Genomic DNA, 17,351 nt, shown 5'->3' on the forward strand with positions numbered 1-17,351 from the left:
TACCTGAGCGCCCCACGAACGAGCAACCCGCCTCGATTCAGTGCAAAAAATCACCCTCAGAACCTGCCAAACCCCAATAAAACCGCCACTGTTCCCACTTGGCACAACCACTGCATTAGCCCACTCAGCACACACATAAAGCCCAACCTTCAACGACGAAGGCTGCGCTTCCCGAGAGAACGGGACCAGGACAAAGGCGTCCTCGCTAGGCAACTAGCGGGACGCCTTTTTTTGTTTGCGCAAAATTTGTCGAGCAAGGCCTGACTGCCCACAAGAGGCCAGCCGCAGCTCCCGGAGAACCTGATGAAAAAACTCAAACTGGTGATGATCGGCAATGGCATGGCCGGGGTCCGCACCCTCGAAGAATTGCTCAAGCTGAGCAACGAGCTGTACGACATCACCGTCTTCGGCGCCGAACCACACACCAACTACAATCGCATCCTGCTCTCGCCGGTGCTGGCCGGTGAGCAGACCTTCGAGGAGATCGTGCTCAACGACCTCGACTGGTACCTGGAAAACAACATCAAGTTGTTGCTCAACCGCAAAGTGGTGGAGATTGACCGGGTCAAACGCCGGGTGATCGCCGAGGACGGCACCGAAGCCGAATACGATCGCCTGCTGATCGCCACTGGCTCGACACCGTTCATCTTGCCGATCCCCGGCAATACCCTGCACGGCGTGATCGGCTATCGCGACATCGCCGACACCCAGGCGATGATCGACACCGCGAAAACCCACAAACACGCGGTGGTCATCGGCGGTGGCCTGCTCGGCCTCGAAGCCGCCAATGGCCTGATGTTGCGCGGCATGCACGTCACCGTGGTGCACATCGGCGAATGGTTGCTGGAACGCCAACTCGATAAAACCAGCGGTCAACTGCTGCAAAGCGCCCTTGAATCCCGTGGCCTGCACTTCCGTCTGTGCGAACAGACTCAGGCCTTGCATGACGCCGGCAATGGCCGGGTCGGCTCGGTGCAATTCAAGAACGGCGACATTATCCCCGCCGATCTGGTGGTGATGGCCGCCGGTATTCGCCCCAACACCGAACTCGCGGAAAAGGCCGGCATCCCGTGCAATCGCGGGATCCTGGTCAACGACACCCTGCAAACTTACGACCCACGCATCTACGCCATCGGCGAGTGCGCCAGCCACCGTGGCATTGCCTATGGTCTGGTCGCGCCACTGTTCGAGCAGGCCAAGGTTTGCGCCAACCACCTCGCACAACTGGGCTTCGCCCGTTATCAGGGTTCGGTGACCTCGACCAAACTCAAAGTCACCGGCATCGACCTGTTTTCCGCTGGCGACTTCATGGGCGGCGAAGGTACGGAAACCATCACCCTCTCCGACCCGATCGGCGGCGTGTACAAAAAACTGGTGATCAAGGATGACGTGCTGGTCGGCGCGTGTCTGTACGGCGATACGGCAGATGGCGGTTGGTATTTCCGACAGATTCGTGAGAATCACGCCATCGGCGAGATCCGCGATCACCTGATGTTTGGCGAAAATGCTTTGGGCGACGTAGGACATCAGGGCCAGGACAAAGCCATGGTCATGGCCGACACCGCCGAAGTCTGCGGTTGCAACGGCGTGTGCAAAGGCACCATCGTCAAAGCCATTCAGGAACACGGCCTGTTCAGCGTCGATGAGGTGAAGAAACACACCAAAGCGGCCAGCTCCTGCGGCTCCTGCGCCGGGCTGGTCGAGCAGATCCTGATCAACACCGTCGGCGGCGCAGCGGATGTCAAACCGAAAAGCGAAAAAGCCATCTGCGGTTGCAGCGACCTCAATCACGGGCAGATACGCCAAGCCATTCGCGAGCAGCATCTGCTGACCATCGCCGGCACCATGAGCTACCTCAACTGGCGCACGCCGAACGGCTGCGCAACGTGCCGCCCGGCCCTCAACTATTACCTGATTTCCACTTGGCCCGGCGAAGCCAAGGACGATCCGCAATCGCGCCTGATCAACGAACGTGCACACGCCAACATCCAGAAGGACGGCACTTACTCGGTGGTACCACGCATGTGGGGCGGCGTGACCAATCCTTCGGAACTGCGACGGATTGCCGACGTGGCCGACAAGTACAACGTGCCGATGGTCAAGGTCACCGGCGGGCAGCGCATCGATTTGCTCGGCATCAAGAAGCAGGACTTGCCCGGCGTCTGGAAAGACCTCGACATGCCGTCCGGCCATGCCTACGGCAAATCCATCCGCACCGTGAAGACCTGCGTCGGCAGCGAGTTCTGCCGCTTCGGCACGCAAAACTCGACACAACTGGGCATCGAGCTTGAGCACGACCTGTTCAACATGTGGTCGCCGCATAAAGTGAAACTGGCTGTCTCCGGATGCCCACGCAACTGCTCGGAAGCGGGGATCAAAGACGTAGGAATCATCGGCGTCGACTCCGGTTGGGAGATGTACATCGGCGGTAACGGCGGGATCAAAACCGAAGTCGCCGAATTCTTCGTCAAGCTGAAAACCGCCGAAGAAGTGCGCGAATACAACGGTGCCTTCTTACAGCTGTATCGCGAAGAAGCCTTCTACCTCGAGCGCACCGTGCACTACCTGCAACGGGTCGGCATGGAACACATCAAGAAAGCCGTGCTGGAAGACCCGGAGCGCCGCAAAGCGCTGAACGAACGCCTGCAATTCTCCCTGTCGTTCGAACAGGATCCGTGGAAAGAACGTCTGGCGCAGCCGCAACTGAAGAAAGAATTCGACGTAATCCCCGTGAAAAATCTGGAGGTGCCGGCATGAACTGGCTCGATATCTGCGCCCTCGACGAGATCAATACCCTCGGTTCGCGAATCATTGCCGGGCCGAAAGGTGACATTGCGATTTTTCGTACGAGCGACGACGAAGTTTTCGCCCTCGACGACCGCTGCCCACACAAGGGTGGGCCGTTGTCACAAGGTTTGATCTACGGAAAACGCGTGGCCTGTCCGCTGCACAATTGGCAGATCGACCTGCAATCCGGCGAGGCGCAGGCGCCGGACATCGGTTGCGCGCACCATCACCCAGCGCGAGTCGAAAACGGTCGTGTGCAACTGGCTCTGCGGGACGCCATCTGATGAACCGCCAGACGACCGCCTCGACCTGCTGTTATTGCGGGGTCGGCTGCGGCGTGCTGATCGAGCATGACGGCGAGCGCATCCTCGGCGTCAGCGGCGATCCGGCGCACCCGGCCAACTTCGGCAAACTGTGCAGCAAAGGCTCGACCCTGCACCTGACCGGCGACCTCGCGGCCCGCGCGCTGTACCCGGAACTGCGTTTGGGCAAAGGCCTGGCGCGCAGCCGCACGGATTGGGACACTGCGCTGGAACATGCCGCCAACGTGTTCGCCGAAACCATCGCCGAACACGGCCCGGACAGCGTCGCGTTCTATATCTCCGGCCAGTTACTGACCGAGGACTACTACGCCTTCAACAAGCTTGCACGGGCACTGGTTGGCACCAACAACATCGACAGCAATTCACGCCTGTGCATGTCTTCAGCCGTGGTCGGCTACAAACGCAGCCTCGGCGCCGACGCCCCGCCGTGCAGCTATGAGGACCTGGAGCTCAGCGATTGCGTGATGATCGTCGGCAGTAACATGGCCTATGCCCATCCAGTACTTTTCCGTCGGCTGGAGGAAGCAAAATCCCGCCGCCCGCAGATGAAAGTCATCGTCATTGATCCACGACGCACCGACACCTGCGACCTCGCCGATCTGCACCTGGCGATTCTGCCCGGTACCGATGTCGCTTTATTCCATGGGATTTTGCACCTGCTGTTGTGGGAAGACTGGATTGATCGCGACTTCGTCAAGGCGCACACCGATGGCCTCGCCGAATTGAAGAATCTGGTGCGCGATTACACCCCGCAAATGGTTTCACAGTTATGCGGCATCAGCGTCGAGCAACTGCAGCAATGCGCCGAATGGGTTGGCACTTCGCCGAGTTTTCTGTCGTTGTGGTGCATGGGTTTGAACCAGTCCACGGCCGGTAGCGCAAAAAACAGCGCGTTGATCAATCTGCACTTGGCCACCGGGCAAATCGGTCGTCCGGGTGCAGGACCTTTCTCCCTCACCGGTCAGCCGAATGCCATGGGCGGGCGCGAAACCGGTAGTTTGTCGAATCTGTTGCCGGGCCATCGAGACGCGGCCAACCCTGAACACCGCGCTGAAGTGGCGGCTTATTGGGGCGTTGATCGGTTGCCGGAAAGCACTGGTCTCAGCGCCATCGAACTGTTCGAGCAAGTGCGCAGCGGCAAGATCAAGGCGTTGTGGATTGCCTGCACCAACCCTGCGCAATCGATGCCGGATCAGAGTGCGGTGCGCGCGGCGCTGGAAGCTTGCCCGTTTGTGGTTCTGCAAGAAGCCTTTCGCACGACTGAAACCGCAGCATTCGCCGATCTGCTGCTGCCCGCCGCCAGTTGGGGCGAGAAAGAAGGTTCGGTGACCAATTCCGAGCGACGCATTTCCCACGTGCGCAAAGCCATTCTCCCACCGGGTGAGGCGCGGCCGGATTGGGCGATTACGGTAGATTTCGCGCAGCGTCTGGAGAAACGTCTGCGCCCCTCTGCATCGAGCCTGTTTACTTTCACCCAACCTGCACAACTGTTCGATGAGTTCAAAGGGCTGACGCGTGGGCGGGATCTGGATATGTCCGGGATCAGTCACGCGCTGATCGACGAGATCGGACCGCAGCAATGGCCCTTCCCTGTCGGAGCGCGGCGAGGAACGCCACGACTGTACGAAGACGGGATTTTCCCAACCGCCAACGAGCGCGCGCAATTCATCGCCGACCCGTATCGTGCCGCCAAAGAACAACGCGATGCACGCTTTCCACTGACGTTGATCACTGGCCGCTTGCGTGATCAATGGCACGGTATGAGCCGCACCGGTACGGCGGCGCAACTGTTCGGGCATGTCAACGAAGCGGTGTTGAGCCTGCATCCAGATGAAATGCGCCGGCATCGTTTGCAGCCGGGCGATCTGGTCAATCTGAAAAGTCGTCGCGGCGCGGTAATTGTTGCGGTCGCTAGTGATGACAGCGTACGTCCGGGACAAGCGTTTCTACCGATGCACTGGGGCGATCGCTTCCTCAAGGGCGGCGTGAACAGCCTGACCCTGCCGGCCTTCGATCCTTTGTCGAAACAACCGGAACTCAAACACAGCGGCGTGCGCCTGGAACCGGTCAATCTGCCGTGGCAGCTTTTCGCACTGATCGAAGGTGATGTTCAACGGCACTTCGAGACGCTACGACCGCTCTGTGAGGCATTTTCCTACGTTAGCCTCAGCCTTGTCGGACGTGAACGATCGGCATTGCTGATACGCGCTGCCAGCAGCGAGGCACCGGATGCGCAATTGCTCAGTGAAATCGACCGATGCCTGTCGCTGATCGACGGTCCGGTTTTGGCCTATGACGATCCGCGCCGGGCCATTGGCAAGCGCGTGCGTATTGAAAACGGCCGAATCACCGCGATTCGCCTGGCCGGCGAAACCCTCGCCCGGCATTGGCTGCAAGGGTTGTGGCTGGAAGGCCGTGCCGACGAACAACTGCGGCGCTGGTTGCTGGCACCGATGAGTGCGCCGCCGGGCAGTGCCGGGGCGCAGATCGCTGCGGATAAGACCCTGTGCAACTGCAACAACGTCAGCCTCAACGCGGTCTGCGCCGGTATTCGCCAAGGGCTGGATCTGCAAGGCTTGAAAAGCAATTTGGGTTGCGGCACGCAATGCGGTTCGTGCGTCCCGGAAATAAAGCGTTTGCTGGCTGCCGAGTTGCAGCCGGTCGCCATCATCTGATGAGGAAAGCAGCATGAATGCAAAAGTCTGGCTGGTAGGCGCGGGCCCCGGCGATCCGGAACTGCTGACCCTCAAAGCGGTGCGCGCTCTGCGCGAGGCCGACGTGGTGCTGATCGATGATCTGGTCAACGAGGCGGTGCTGGAGCACTGCCCTGATGCGCGCATCATTGCCGTGGGTAAACGCGGTGGTTGCCGCTCGACACCGCAAGCGTTCATTCATCGACTGATGCTGCGCTATGCCCGCCACGGCAAGTGTGTGGTGCGGCTCAAGGGTGGCGATCCGTGCATTTTCGGTCGAGGGGGTGAAGAGGCGCATTGGCTGCGTGAGCGTGGCGTCGAGGTGGAGTTGGTCAATGGCATCACCGCCGGGCTGGCCGGGGCGACGCAGTGCGATATACCGCTGACGTTGCGTGGGGTCGCACGCGGGGTGACGCTGGTGACTGCGCATACTCAGGATGACAGCCAGTTGAACTGGCAGGCACTGGCGCAGGGCGGCACAACGCTGGTGGTTTACATGGGGGTGGCCAAGCTGGGCGAGATTCGCGATCAGTTGCTGGCGGGCGGGATGGCAGCGGATACGCCGGTGGCGATGATCGAGAATGCGTCGTTGCCAGAGCAGCGCGAATGCCGGAGTGATCTGGCGAGCATGAGTGCTGATGCGTTCAGGTTTGGGCTGAAAAGCCCGGCGATTTTGGTAATTGGTGCGGTGGCAGCCATTGTTGAAGAGCAAAAGATCGCAGCCTGCGGCAGCTCCTACAGGACGTATGCAGATTTCATGTAGGAGCTGCCGAAGGCTGCGATCTTTTAAAACTGCAAAGCCAAATCGCAGACAAAGAAAAGCCCGGCCTAAGCCGGGCTTTTCTCAGAGCGGCAGCTAATTACTTAGCTTGAGCTTCAACCTGCGCTTCTACGCGACGGTTTACAGCGCGGCCAGCTTCAGTTTTGTTGTCAGCAACTGGGCGGGATTCGCCGTAGCCAACAGACTGAACGCGGGACGATTCAACACCGTACTGGTTGGTCAGAACTTGCTTAACGGCGTTTGCACGACGCTCGGACAGTTTCTGGTTGTAAGCGTCAGGACCGACGGAGTCAGTGTGACCTTCAACAGTAGTGGTGGTGGATGGGTACTGCTTCATGAAGTCAGCCAGGTTTTTGATGTCGCCGTAGCTGTTTGGCTTCACAACCGACTTGTCGAAGTCGAACTTAACGTCCAGCTCAACACGAACAACTTCAGCAACTGCTGGGCAGCCGTCAGCGTCAACAGTTACGTTGGCTGGGGTGTCCGGGCACTTGTCAACGTTGTCGCAAACGCCATCGTTGTCGCTGTCGGAGCAGACTTCAGCTGGTGCTGGAACTGGAGCAGCAGCAGGCTTGGAGCCGCCACCGAAGTTCACACCGATACCAACGCTAGGAGCCCACTCGGTGTCGCCCTGGTCGATGTTGTACTGAGCTTCAACGCCGGCACGGGCGTAGAAGTTCTCGGTGAAGTACAGCTTGGCACCGCCGCCAACGTTGGCGAAGGTGGAACGGTTACGACCGCCGGAACCGTTCTGACCGATGCTCTGATCGGAGAAACCAGCCGATACGTACGGACGCAGCATGTCGCCTGGGTTGTTGAAGTGGTACAGAGCGTCCAGAGCGGTGTTCGCGCCCTTGATGTTACGACCGTCGTCGGAACGTACGTTGTGCACTTCGTCGTAGCCCAGACGCAGTTCAACGTCGTCGGTCAGGAAGTAACCGATCGAACCGCCGAACAGGTTGCCGTTGTTCTTGAAGTTACGAGCGCTGTCGAATTGTTCTTTCTTTGCGAAGCCTTCGATTTCAACTGCGCCTTGGCCTTGTGCCAGAGCGCCGAACGAAGTGGCGGCAATCAGAGAACCAATGGCCAAGCCCAAGGTGTTTTTCAGTTTCATCCGTTAAATCCCCATCTGGTGATTGTGAAGCAGTCCCGCAAACCGGGGGACAACTCGGCGGCAAGTCTATCAGAACTTGCCTACACGTAAGAGATATTTGCGCTGAACTAAGTTTCAGCAATGCCTGCAAATTTCTCACGCAATTTATCTAGAGCACGTTTGTAACGCATTTTTGTCGCACTCAAACCCATGTGCATGATGTCTGCGATCTCCTGAAATTCCAGCTCTGCGACAAATCGAAGCACCAGAATTTCACGGTCAATCGGGTTCACATACACCAGCCAGCGATCAAGCCCGCCCTTCTCCTCGGGTTTCGGCGCCTTTTCTTCGGACGCTTCCTCGAGGGGGTCAAGACTCAATGCGTCCATCAAGCGACGCTTTCGCCGTTCCTTCCGATACTGCGTAATACATTCGTTGTACGTGATGCTGTAGAGCCACGTTTTGAACTTCGATTTCCCCTCGAAGTTCTTCAGGCCATACAGCACCTTCAACATGACTTCCTGACAGACATCGTCTGCGTCGCGATCGTTCCCAAGATATCTCGCACAAACGTTAAATAATGTTCGCTGGTAACGCCGCATCAGTTCTTCATAGGCGCGCGTTACGTGAAACAGCTCGGTATGCGAGCGCGCGACCAACTCCTCATCAGAGAGCTCGCGGGGGTCGTAGCGCGTGGATAGCGTTTGGGCTTTATTCAAAACAAGTCGTGCCGACAGTCAGGTCAATGTCCACCGCGACCAGCATCAGCTGGCATTTCGCGGCGGCATACATTAGCAGGGTTTGCCGGATTAGCGGCTACTCACATGCTGTTCCAGCAGGATCCGATTGGAAAGAGAGACTAGCTCACCCTCATCGGTCAGCAATGTGGTTTTAACCGTGCCGATCTCCTCGATCTGGCCTTCGACCTCGCCAACACGCACTTGTTGCCCAACCTGATACAACTCACGCACATAGATTCCCGCAAGAATCTGACCGGCAATTTCCCGGCTTCCCAAACCCATGGCCAGCGCAACGGCCAGACCAACGGTAATCAAAACGATGACAATCACATGGTTCAGCAGGTCGGTCTTGACCTCAAGCTGACTGATCGCGACCGAAATGCTGATGATGATCACCAGCCCCTGGGCAATTCGCCCAAGCCCCGAAGCGTAGTCCAGGCCTACGCCTTCTGCCGCCCCGCGCACCAGCCCGTTGGCCAGTTGTGCGAGCAAAACACCCACCAGCAACACCAACGCCGCGCCGAATACTTTCGGCAAATAGAGCGCCAACATATCCAGCGTAGCCGAAACTCGCTCGAGGCCAAGGGATTCTGCTGCAGAAACCAGAAAAATCAGCAGAACGAACCAGTAAACGATTTTACCGATCAGCGTTGAAATCGGAACTTGCAGCCCCGCACGCGACATCAACTTGGTCAGCCCGGTACCACCCATCAGGCGATCAAGACCCAGTTTGGCGAGCAGCTTGGAGAGCAAGGTATCGAGCAGCTTGGCCACAACGAAACCCAACAGCAGCACGACCAGTGCGCCGAACAGGTTCGGGATGAAGTTGGCTACTTTGGTCCACAACGCAGTCATTGCAGTGACGAGGCTCTGAGTCCAGAGGTCGAGTTCCATATTCAATCAGCCTTATCAGCAGTGCGAGCGGTAGGTTTACGACGGGAAACCGGCGAGACATGGGCCGAGCCGTTATTCAGGGCGATCATCAGCGCGGGCAGCCAGCGGCCCAGCAGGCTGAACAAATCACCGGCGCCGACCTGGCGGTTGGCGGTTTTGAGTACGCGGCCCAGGCATGCATCGTCGTCGCGGCTGGACGGCGAAGCGTTGAGCATGTCGCGCAAAGACTGTTCAAACGGATCGTGCATACGCACCTCTCGTGATGTCTGTGAAAGACGCGGGCAGATTTGGTCGGGTCACATGCGCCATGTTCAGACCCAGCGCAAACGACGGAATAACCACCACTGACCGAAGGCCAAGGCGAGTACCGTCAAGCAGGCGATCAGGAAACCATATGGGCTGCTGGAGAACGGAATTCCGCCGACGTTGATGCCCAGCAGACCGGTGATGAAACTCATCGGCAAAAAGATGCAGGTGATGATCCCGAAGCGGTACATCGTGCGATTCATGCGCTCGCTCAACCGCCGGTCTTCGGCCTCCAGCACAAGCCCCACGCGCTCTCGGGTCAATTCGAGTTCTTCGAGATAGCGGGTCAGGCTGTTGTTCAATTCGTTCCAGTAATCGGCATCGTCATCGACAAACCACGGCAGTTTTATCCGCGTCAGTTGTCCGAAAATATCCCGCTGCGGCGCAAGAAAACGCTTCAACCCAGCGGCCCGGCGGCGGATGTGCAGAATGGCGCCATGCTCGGGGGTATACCGTTCGTCGGCATCCATTTTTTCTTCTTCCTCATCGGCGATTTCCGAGAGGCAAGTGACCAGATCCTGCACCTTGTTGGTGAGGAACTGCGCTAGATAAAGGATAAGTTCAGACGAGGTTTTCGGGCCTTTGCCGTCCGCCAATTGCACCAGTAATTCATCGGTGGCGCGCAATGGGCGCAAACGCAGGGAAATCACCCGTTGGGCCGAAGCGAAAATCCGCACCGAGACCATGTCTTCCGGCTCTGCACCCGGATTGAGATTGACCCCACGCAGAAACAGCAGCAACTCGGAATCCGGCAACGGCAACAGGCGCGGTCGAGTGTTCTCTTCCAGCAGCAGATCGCAGGTGAATTCATTGAGACCGCTGGATTTGCGCAGCCAGGTCTGCGTTTGCGGATGGCTGCGATCCCAATGCAGCCACAGGCTTTCATGGGCCTGCAGCTGCAAATCGTCGAGCTCAGTCCGGGCTATCGAACGCGCACCGCCTTTTCCGTCCAGCACCAGGGCATGCACCAGCCCCCATTGCGCGTTTTCTTCCTCGAACATCCGCATCCCTTGTCGAAAATCTTATTCAGGCATCTGCAGCGGACTCGGCGAGACGATCACGCCGTTGTTGTCCGCATAAATGTAGTGGCCCGGGTGGAACGTCACACCGGCGAAAGTCACCGGGACGTTGAGGTCACCGAGGCCGCGCTTTTCGGTTTTAATCGGATGGCTGGCCAACGCCTGCACGCCCAGATCGGTCTGCGCAATGACGTCGACGTCACGGATGCAGCCATAGATCACCAGCCCTTCCCAGCCGTTTTTAGCGGCTTTCTCGGCGATCATGTCACCCAGCAGCGCGCGACGCAGCGAACCGCCGCCATCGACCACCAGCACTTTGCCGTTGCCCTTGAGCTCAGCCTGTTCCTTGACCAGCGAGTTGTCTTCGAAGCATTTGATGGTCACGATTTCGCCGCCGAACGAATCACGGCCGCCGAAATTGCTGAACATCGGTTCCAGCACCTGCACCAGCTCCGGATAGGCGTCGCACAGGTCAGGCGTAAGGTAATGGTTCATCGAAAAACTCCTGTAAAAAGCAAGACGATCAAGGATGCCGCGTTCTGAAGAGACGAGTTCCGGTGGTCGCTGTTTACCTTAGCTCATTGAATGTTCGCTGAATGAACCTGAACAAACGCTGAAACGTAATCGCTAAACTGCCACCGAATATGACCAGAACCGCACAATTCGTCATATCTTAGCCGCAAGCCGACCTTTACGAAATGCCCTTTACCCAGCCCCGTCTCAGACCGCAGCAGCCAGATCAGGCTTCTCGCCCAGTAACGGCGTGTGCTGATCGTTCAACCAGCGCGCGACCAAGGGCCACACTTCATTCTGCGCCGCTTTGCTCACCAACATTTCAACATGACCGAAATTATCGGTGAAACCCTGTTCGCGCCCCAGATTGACGAATTGCTTGTGCTCGGAGCCGATCTGTTCGAACAGTTTGCGACAGGCCCAGGCCGGGTCCTGATGATCCCCCGCCGCCGTCACTGCCAGCACCGGCACCTTGACGTCCGCCAGACCCGCCCACCAATCCTTGTCCTTGTCGCCAAAACGGCCGAACAAGCCGTACCAGCGCATGCTTTCCAGCGCCAGGCCGATCGGCTCATCTTCCGGGCCACGCTTGAGGCGCGAACCCGACAGTTGCGCGAAGCGCTTGAGAATAAAGCGCCCACTCCACTCCACTGGCGGGATTTTCAGCGGCCAATAGGTGCGGCTGACCTGAGTACCGAAAAACGCCGCAGAAGCTACGGCAGGCTCGCCAAGGTATTCGCCACCGAGCGCCGCGGCCAAGGTGATGCCGCCCAGCGAATGGCCGATCCAGTGCGGAATCTGCCCGCTCTGCTCTCGCACGAATGCGGCAATCGCCGGCAGATCGTAACGGGCATAGTCGGCGACACGGTTGCGTCGGTATTCCTCATTGCGCTGCGACAGGCCGTGACCGCGCATCTCCGGAATCCAAACGTCGAACCCCAGTCGCGTCAGATATGCGCCCAGGCCCAGGCCTTTGGGTGAAAACCAGAAGCGTCGATTGGAAAAACTGCCGTGCAGCAAAATCACCGGCACACCGCGAGGCGCCGTGTCATCGGCCATGCCCAAGCGGGTCACAGCGATTTCCACGGACCAGTCGGGACTGTTGCCGGGTTTCAGTCGATACACGTCTTCGCTCAGATCACCACGCCGTTCGGCGCTGATCAGGGCGACAGGAAATAAGTTGCTGCTGCTTTGCATAATGCTCTTGCACAAAAAAGGGCGGCATCTACAGGAGCCCGCCCTACTTGAATCTCAAGGCCCGCCCCCTGTGGGAGCGGGCCGTTCACATACTCTTTAAGCCGGTGTCTGACCTTCGGCGAGGAAGAACCAGGTTTCCAGCACGGTATCCGGGTTCAGCGACACGCTTTCGATGCCCTGCTCCATCAGCCACTTAGCCAGATCCGGGTGGTCCGAAGGACCCTGACCGCAGATACCGATGTACTTGCCGGCCTTGTTGCACGCGGCAATCGCGTTGGCCAGAAGCTTCTTGACCGCCGGATTACGCTCGTCAAACAGGTGCGCGATGATACCGGAATCGCGGTCCAGGCCCAGGGTGAGCTGAGTCAGGTCGTTGGAACCGATCGAGAAGCCGTCGAAGAATTCGAGGAATTCTTCAGCAAGGATCGCGTTGGATGGCAGCTCGCACATCATGATCACGCGCAGACCGTTTTCGCCGCGCTTCAAGCCGTTTTCGGCGAGCAGATCGACGACCTGACTCGCTTCGCCCAAGGTACGAACGAACGGCACCATGATTTCGACGTTGGTCAGGCCCATCTCATTGCGCACACGTTTCAGCGCGCGGCATTCGAGTTCGAAGCAGTCACGGAACGATTCGCTGATGTAACGCGAAGCGCCACGGAAGCCCAGCATCGGGTTTTCTTCTTCCGGCTCGTACAGCTTGCCGCCGATCAGGTTGGCGTATTCGTTGGACTTGAAGTCCGACAGGCGCACGATGACTTTCTTCGGCGTGAACGCCGCCGCCAGGGTGCTGATGCCTTCCACCAGTTTGTCGACGTAAAAGTCGACCGGGTCGTTGTAACCGGCGATACGCTTGTCGACGCTGTCTTTGATTTCCTGCGGCAGACCGTCGTAGTTCAAAAGCGCTTTCGGGTGGACGCCGATCATGCGGTTGATGATGAACTCAAGACGAGCCAGGCCGACACCGGCGTTCGGCAGTTGCGCGAAGTCGAAGGCACGATCCGGGTTGCCGACGTTCATCATGATCTTGAACGGCAGCTCCGGCATGGCGTCGACGGAGTTCTTCTTGATGTCGAAGCCCAGTTCGCCTTCGAAGATGTAACCGGTGTCGCCTTCAGCGCAGGACACGGTCACGCCCTGGCCATCCTTCAGCAATTGGGTGGCGTTGCCGCAACCGACCACTGCCGGGATGCCCAGCTCGCGAGCGATGATCGCTGCGTGGCAAGTACGCCCGCCACGGTTGGTGACGATGGCGCTGGCGCGCTTCATCACCGGTTCCCAGTCCGGGTCGGTCATGTCGGAAACGAGCACGTCGCCCGGCTGGACTTTGTCCATCTCGGAGACGTCCTTGATGATGCGCACTTTACCGGCGCCGATACGCTGGCCAATCGCACGACCTTCCACCAGCACGGTGCCGGTTTCTTTCAGCAGGTAACGTTCCATGACGTTGGCCTGGGTGCGGCTTTTCACGGTTTCCGGACGCGCCTGCACGATGTACAACTTGCCGTCGTCACCGTCCTTGGCCCACTCGATATCCATCGGGCAGCCGTAGTGCTTCTCGATGATCATCGCTTGCTTGGCCAGTTCGCTGACTTCAGCGTCGGACAGGCAGAAACGCGCGCGGTCAGCCTTGTCGACGTCGATGGTCTTGACCGAACGACCGGCCTTGGCCTCGTCGCCGTAGATCATCTTGATGGCTTTGCTGCCCAGGTTGCGACGCAGGATCGCCGGGCGACCGGCCTCCAGCGTGCCCTTGTGCACGTAGAACTCGTCCGGGTTGACCGCGCCTTGTACGACGGTTTCGCCCAGGCCGTAGGCGCCGGTGATGAACACCACGTCACGGAAACCGGATTCGGTATCGAGGGTGAACATCACGCCGGCAGTGCCGGTTTCCGAACGCACCATGCGCTGCACGCCAGCCGACAGGGCGACCAGTTTGTGGTCGAAGCCCTGGTGCACGCGGTAGGAAATCGCACGGTCGTTGAACAGCGAAGCGAACACCTCTTTGGCGGCGCGGATAACGTTTTCCACACCACGGATGTTCAGGAAGGTTTCCTGCTGACCGGCGAACGAGGCGTCCGGCAAGTCTTCGGCGGTGGCGGAAGAACGCACGGCCACGGCCACGTCAGGGTTGCCGGCCGACAGCGCGGCAAACGCGGTGCGGATTTCGGCATTCAGTTTTTCAGGGAATTCGGCTTCCATGATCCATTGACGGATCTGCGCGCCGGTCTTGGCCAGGGCGTTGACGTCATCAACGTCGAGCGCGTCGAGGGCCTGGTGGATCTGGTCGTTGAGGCCGCTCAGTTCGAGGAAATCACGATAAGCCTGAGCCGTCGTGGCGAAGCCGCCGGGGACCGAAACACCGGCGCCTGCCAGGTTACTGATCATCTCGCCCAGGGATGCGTTCTTGCCCCCCACATGCTCAACATCGTGTTTGCCGAGCTTATCGAGGGAAACTACGTACTCTACCAAGGTGATCTCTCCACTAACTGTGTTGGAAAAGCTCAGAAACCGGCGGCCCGGGGGAGCCTTGGCCGGTTGTATGGCCTGGACCTGGAAAATAAGTGAGAATGCGGGCCAATCGCGGCCGACAAATCGCGCCTATCATATCCAAGATTCGTTACTAGCTTAAGGCCCAAGGTGCAAATGAAACGATCTGCTTTCTTCATCTCCGATGGCACCGGCATCACTGCCGAAACCCTGGGTCAAAGCCTTCTGGCGCAGTTCGAAAACATTACCTTCAGCAAATTCACGCGACCGTACATCGACAGCGTGGATAAAGCGCGGGCCATGGTACAACAAATCAACAAAGCCGCCGAAACCGACGGCTTCCGCCCGATCATCTTCGACACCATCGTCAATCAGGACATCCGTGAGATTCTCGCAACCTCCAATGGTTTCATGATCGATATTTTCTCGACCTTCCTCGCCCCGCTTGAGCAGGAACTGACCGAGCATTCTTCCTACACCGTCGGCAAGTCCCACTCGATCGGGCACAACTCCAATTACATGGAGCGCATCGAGGCGGTGAACTTCGCCCTCGACAATGACGACGGTGCGCGCACGCACTATTACGACAAAGCCGATTTGATACTAGTGGGCGTGTCGCGATGCGGCAAAACGCCGACGTGTCTGTACATGGCCATGCAGTTCGGCATCCGCGCGGCCAACTATCCGCTGACCGAAGACGACATGGAGCGCCTGACCCTGCCAACGGCCCTGCGCGCCCATCAGCACAAGCTGTTCGGCCTGACCATCGACCCGGACCGCCTCACCGCTATCCGCAATGAGCGCAAGCCCAACAGCCGTTATTCGAGCTACGCCCAGTGCGAATTCGAAGTGCGTGAGGTGGAGAATCTGTTCCGCCGCGAGAACATCCCGAACATCAACTCCACGCATTTTTCGGTGGAAGAGATTTCGGCGAAGATTCTGGTGGAGAAAGGTGTGGAGCGGCGCTTCAAGTAGATTGCTGGTGTCTGTGCGACCGCTATCGCGAGCAGGCTCACTCCTACAGTTGATCTTCAGCGGGCACAGATCATGTGGACGACAGAGATTCATTGTAGGAGTGAGCCTGCTCGCGATGAACGATTAAACGATCTCTGTCAGTGCCCGGCTTAAAGCTTCAAAACCTGCAAGCAACAACCGATCATCCCCCACCGCATTACACACACTCACCCGAATAAATTGCGGCACCGCTGCATGCCCCACCGCAAACGCCTCAGCGGTGGCCACCAGATAGTTGTTCTCCTTCAACTCCGCTGCAATCTGCGACGCCCGCCACAGCTCAGGCACTTGCACCCAGAAATGCGGACTGTAAGGGTGAGTCTTGTAGTTCAAGCCTTGCAGAACAGGTGCCACCAAAGCCTTGCGCCGAGCGATCTCGCTGATCTGTTCGTCCAGCAAACGCTCGGCCATACCGCTTTCAATCCACAGACTGGCCACTTCCATCGATAACGGATTGGCCATCCAGCACGTTGCGCGGATGGCGGCACTCAAACGCCCGATCAACGCTTGCGGCGCGTGCAGGTAACCGACGCGCAATCCGGCAGAAACAGCCTTGCTCAGGCTGCCGATCAACACCGAACGTTCCGGCGCGAAATAACTCAGCGGCAACGGGCGCTGACGATCCAGAACCGCATGGGCTTCGTCTTCGATAATCAGCAAATTGTGCTGGCGGCAGATATCGGCAATCGCCTCGCGCCGTGGGATCGACATCACAGCGGCTGTAGGATTCTGGATCGTTGGGGTGCAATACAGTGCAGAAACGCGATGCTGACGGCAGATTTCTTCCAGTGCCGACGGCACAAGTCCTTCGTCATCCATCGCCGCGCCAATGAGTTTTATCCCGAGCTGACGTGCGACGCCGATCAATCCCGGGTAGGACAAATGCTCGGTCACAACGGTGTCGCCGGCCTTGAGCAAACCCATCAACGCGCACAACAGACCATGTTGGCCGCCGTTGACGCACAACACCTGATCGACATGCGGGACAAACGTCCCGTGCTGCAACCAGACCGCCCCCGCCAAGCGGTGCCGTGCCAGCCCACCTTCAGCGGTGTATCCAGTCAACTGCTGTAACACCCGTGGATCACTCGCCAGGTCCTGGAGACTCTGGCTCATGAACGCCGCCTCTTGTCCTGGCATCGGCTGATTGCGGCTCATGTCGAAGCAGGCTGACGGCTCATCGCTGACATTACGAAAGCCTTTGTCCTGCGGCCGCTCCATCCCGCGCTGACACACATAGGTGCCATCTCCTACGCGAGCAACCACCAATCCGACACGCTCAAGTTCACCGTAAGCACGGCTGATAGTGCCGATGGTCACGCCCAGACTGTCAGCCAGCAATCGGTGGGGCGGCAACTTGCATCCCGTATCGATCACACCTTCGTCGATGGCCTGTGCGACCGCATCGGCCAAGCGTTTGTACTTCACGCCGACGCCATTGGCGAGGCCGTCGCGGAGGATTGACACCATGGCAATACTTACTTTGACAGTCATTCTCGCC

The 17,351-nt window shown here is 58.6% G+C and carries 14 protein-coding genes; 5 read left to right on the forward strand and 9 right to left on the reverse strand.

Annotated features, from left to right (window positions below; all coding sequences use genetic code 11):
- Positions 1-303 precede the first annotated feature (303 nt).
- The 4 genes from nirB to cobA are packed head-to-tail and all read left to right on the forward strand — an operon-like array spanning position 304 to position 6,566.
- Positions 304-2,757 carry a nitrite reductase large subunit NirB gene (gene nirB, locus ACM6IN_RS25500; protein ID WP_414916904.1) on the forward strand — a complete coding sequence of 818 codons (2,454 nt, stop codon included), beginning with the start codon at positions 304-306 and terminating at the stop codon, positions 2,755-2,757.
- Entirely contained in the window at positions 2,754-3,071 is a 318-nt protein-coding gene (gene nirD / locus ACM6IN_RS25505; protein ID WP_095111819.1) for a nitrite reductase small subunit NirD, read from the forward strand. Before nirB ends, nirD begins: the two co-directional genes overlap by 4 nt.
- Positions 3,071-5,785: a molybdopterin-dependent oxidoreductase gene (locus ACM6IN_RS25510; RefSeq protein WP_414916905.1), complete on the forward strand. Its 2,715-nt coding sequence runs from the start codon at positions 3,071-3,073 to the stop codon at positions 5,783-5,785. The genes nirD and ACM6IN_RS25510 overlap by 1 nt, the downstream gene beginning before the upstream one ends.
- Positions 5,786-5,798: 13 nt before the next feature.
- Positions 5,799-6,566 carry a uroporphyrinogen-III C-methyltransferase gene (gene cobA, locus ACM6IN_RS25515; RefSeq protein ID WP_007916397.1) on the forward strand — a complete coding sequence of 256 codons (768 nt, stop codon included), beginning with the start codon at positions 5,799-5,801 and terminating at the stop codon, positions 6,564-6,566.
- Between the two features lie 97 nt (positions 6,567-6,663).
- On the opposite strand, the gene ACM6IN_RS25520 is transcribed toward cobA, so the two are convergent.
- The 8 genes from ACM6IN_RS25520 to ppsA form a co-directional block, all read right to left on the reverse strand.
- Positions 6,664-7,698: an OmpA family protein gene (locus tag ACM6IN_RS25520; protein ID WP_007916399.1), complete on the reverse strand. Its 1,035-nt coding sequence runs from the start codon at positions 7,696-7,698 to the stop codon at positions 6,664-6,666.
- A 107-nt stretch (positions 7,699-7,805) separates the two neighbouring features.
- Positions 7,806-8,396 (reverse strand): RNA polymerase sigma factor SigX, encoded by a 591-nt coding sequence (sigX, locus tag ACM6IN_RS25525; protein WP_011333251.1) that lies wholly within the window; start codon positions 8,394-8,396, stop codon positions 7,806-7,808.
- A gap of 90 nt (positions 8,397-8,486) precedes the next feature.
- Complete coding sequence (locus ACM6IN_RS25530; protein WP_007916401.1) at positions 8,487-9,311, reverse strand: mechanosensitive ion channel family protein; 825 nt, start codon at positions 9,309-9,311, stop codon at positions 8,487-8,489.
- 2 nt (positions 9,312-9,313) lie between these two features.
- Positions 9,314-9,559 (reverse strand): hypothetical protein, encoded by a 246-nt coding sequence (locus ACM6IN_RS25535; RefSeq protein WP_007916402.1) that lies wholly within the window; start codon positions 9,557-9,559, stop codon positions 9,314-9,316.
- Positions 9,560-9,622: 63 nt separating this feature from the next.
- Entirely contained in the window at positions 9,623-10,618 is a 996-nt protein-coding gene (locus tag ACM6IN_RS25540) for a zinc transporter ZntB (RefSeq protein WP_007916404.1), read from the reverse strand.
- A gap of 21 nt (positions 10,619-10,639) precedes the next feature.
- A complete protein-coding gene (gene rraA, locus ACM6IN_RS25545) occupies positions 10,640-11,131 on the reverse strand; it encodes a ribonuclease E activity regulator RraA (RefSeq protein ID WP_414916906.1) in 492 nt (163 codons plus the stop codon).
- A 225-nt stretch (positions 11,132-11,356) separates the two neighbouring features.
- Positions 11,357-12,346: an alpha/beta fold hydrolase gene (locus ACM6IN_RS25550; RefSeq protein ID WP_095111821.1), complete on the reverse strand. Its 990-nt coding sequence runs from the start codon at positions 12,344-12,346 to the stop codon at positions 11,357-11,359.
- A 96-nt stretch (positions 12,347-12,442) separates the two neighbouring features.
- Complete coding sequence (gene ppsA, locus ACM6IN_RS25555) at positions 12,443-14,818, reverse strand: phosphoenolpyruvate synthase (RefSeq protein ID WP_007916410.1); 2,376 nt, start codon at positions 14,816-14,818, stop codon at positions 12,443-12,445.
- A 174-nt stretch (positions 14,819-14,992) separates the two neighbouring features.
- Here ppsA and ACM6IN_RS25560 point away from each other — a divergent pair, with 174 nt between their 5' ends.
- Positions 14,993-15,811, forward strand: coding sequence for a pyruvate, water dikinase regulatory protein (locus tag ACM6IN_RS25560; RefSeq protein ID WP_007916411.1), 819 nt, complete (start codon positions 14,993-14,995; stop codon positions 15,809-15,811).
- Between the two features lie 123 nt (positions 15,812-15,934).
- On the opposite strand, the gene ACM6IN_RS25565 is transcribed toward ACM6IN_RS25560, so the two are convergent.
- Entirely contained in the window at positions 15,935-17,344 is a 1,410-nt protein-coding gene (locus ACM6IN_RS25565) for a PLP-dependent aminotransferase family protein (protein WP_414916907.1), read from the reverse strand.
- Between the last annotated feature and the right edge of the window lie 7 nt (positions 17,345-17,351).

Origin of the sequence: Pseudomonas sp. IT-P395, from assembly GCF_949767675.1 — a bacterium.
Classification (GTDB): Bacteria; Pseudomonadota; Gammaproteobacteria; order Pseudomonadales; family Pseudomonadaceae; genus Aquipseudomonas.

Coding starts and splice junctions, on each gene's coding strand:
- rraA (WP_414916906.1), bottom strand. CDS start 11,131: ATGAACCATTACCTTACGCCTGACCTGTGCGACGCCTATCCGGAGCTG.
- nirB (WP_414916904.1), top strand. CDS start 304: ATGAAAAAACTCAAACTGGTGATGATCGGCAATGGCATGGCCGGGGTC.
- ACM6IN_RS25565 (WP_414916907.1), bottom strand. CDS start 17,344: ATGACTGTCAAAGTAAGTATTGCCATGGTGTCAATCCTCCGCGACGGC.
- ACM6IN_RS25560 (WP_007916411.1), top strand. CDS start 14,993: ATGAAACGATCTGCTTTCTTCATCTCCGATGGCACCGGCATCACTGCC.
- ACM6IN_RS25520 (WP_007916399.1), bottom strand. CDS start 7,698: ATGAAACTGAAAAACACCTTGGGCTTGGCCATTGGTTCTCTGATTGCC.
- ACM6IN_RS25510 (WP_414916905.1), top strand. CDS start 3,071: ATGAACCGCCAGACGACCGCCTCGACCTGCTGTTATTGCGGGGTCGGC.
- ACM6IN_RS25535 (WP_007916402.1), bottom strand. CDS start 9,559: ATGCACGATCCGTTTGAACAGTCTTTGCGCGACATGCTCAACGCTTCG.
- ACM6IN_RS25540 (WP_007916404.1), bottom strand. CDS start 10,618: ATGTTCGAGGAAGAAAACGCGCAATGGGGGCTGGTGCATGCCCTGGTG.
- ACM6IN_RS25550 (WP_095111821.1), bottom strand. CDS start 12,346: ATGCAAAGCAGCAGCAACTTATTTCCTGTCGCCCTGATCAGCGCCGAA.
- nirD (WP_095111819.1), top strand. CDS start 2,754: ATGAACTGGCTCGATATCTGCGCCCTCGACGAGATCAATACCCTCGGT.
- ACM6IN_RS25530 (WP_007916401.1), bottom strand. CDS start 9,311: ATGGAACTCGACCTCTGGACTCAGAGCCTCGTCACTGCAATGACTGCG.
- cobA (WP_007916397.1), top strand. CDS start 5,799: ATGAATGCAAAAGTCTGGCTGGTAGGCGCGGGCCCCGGCGATCCGGAA.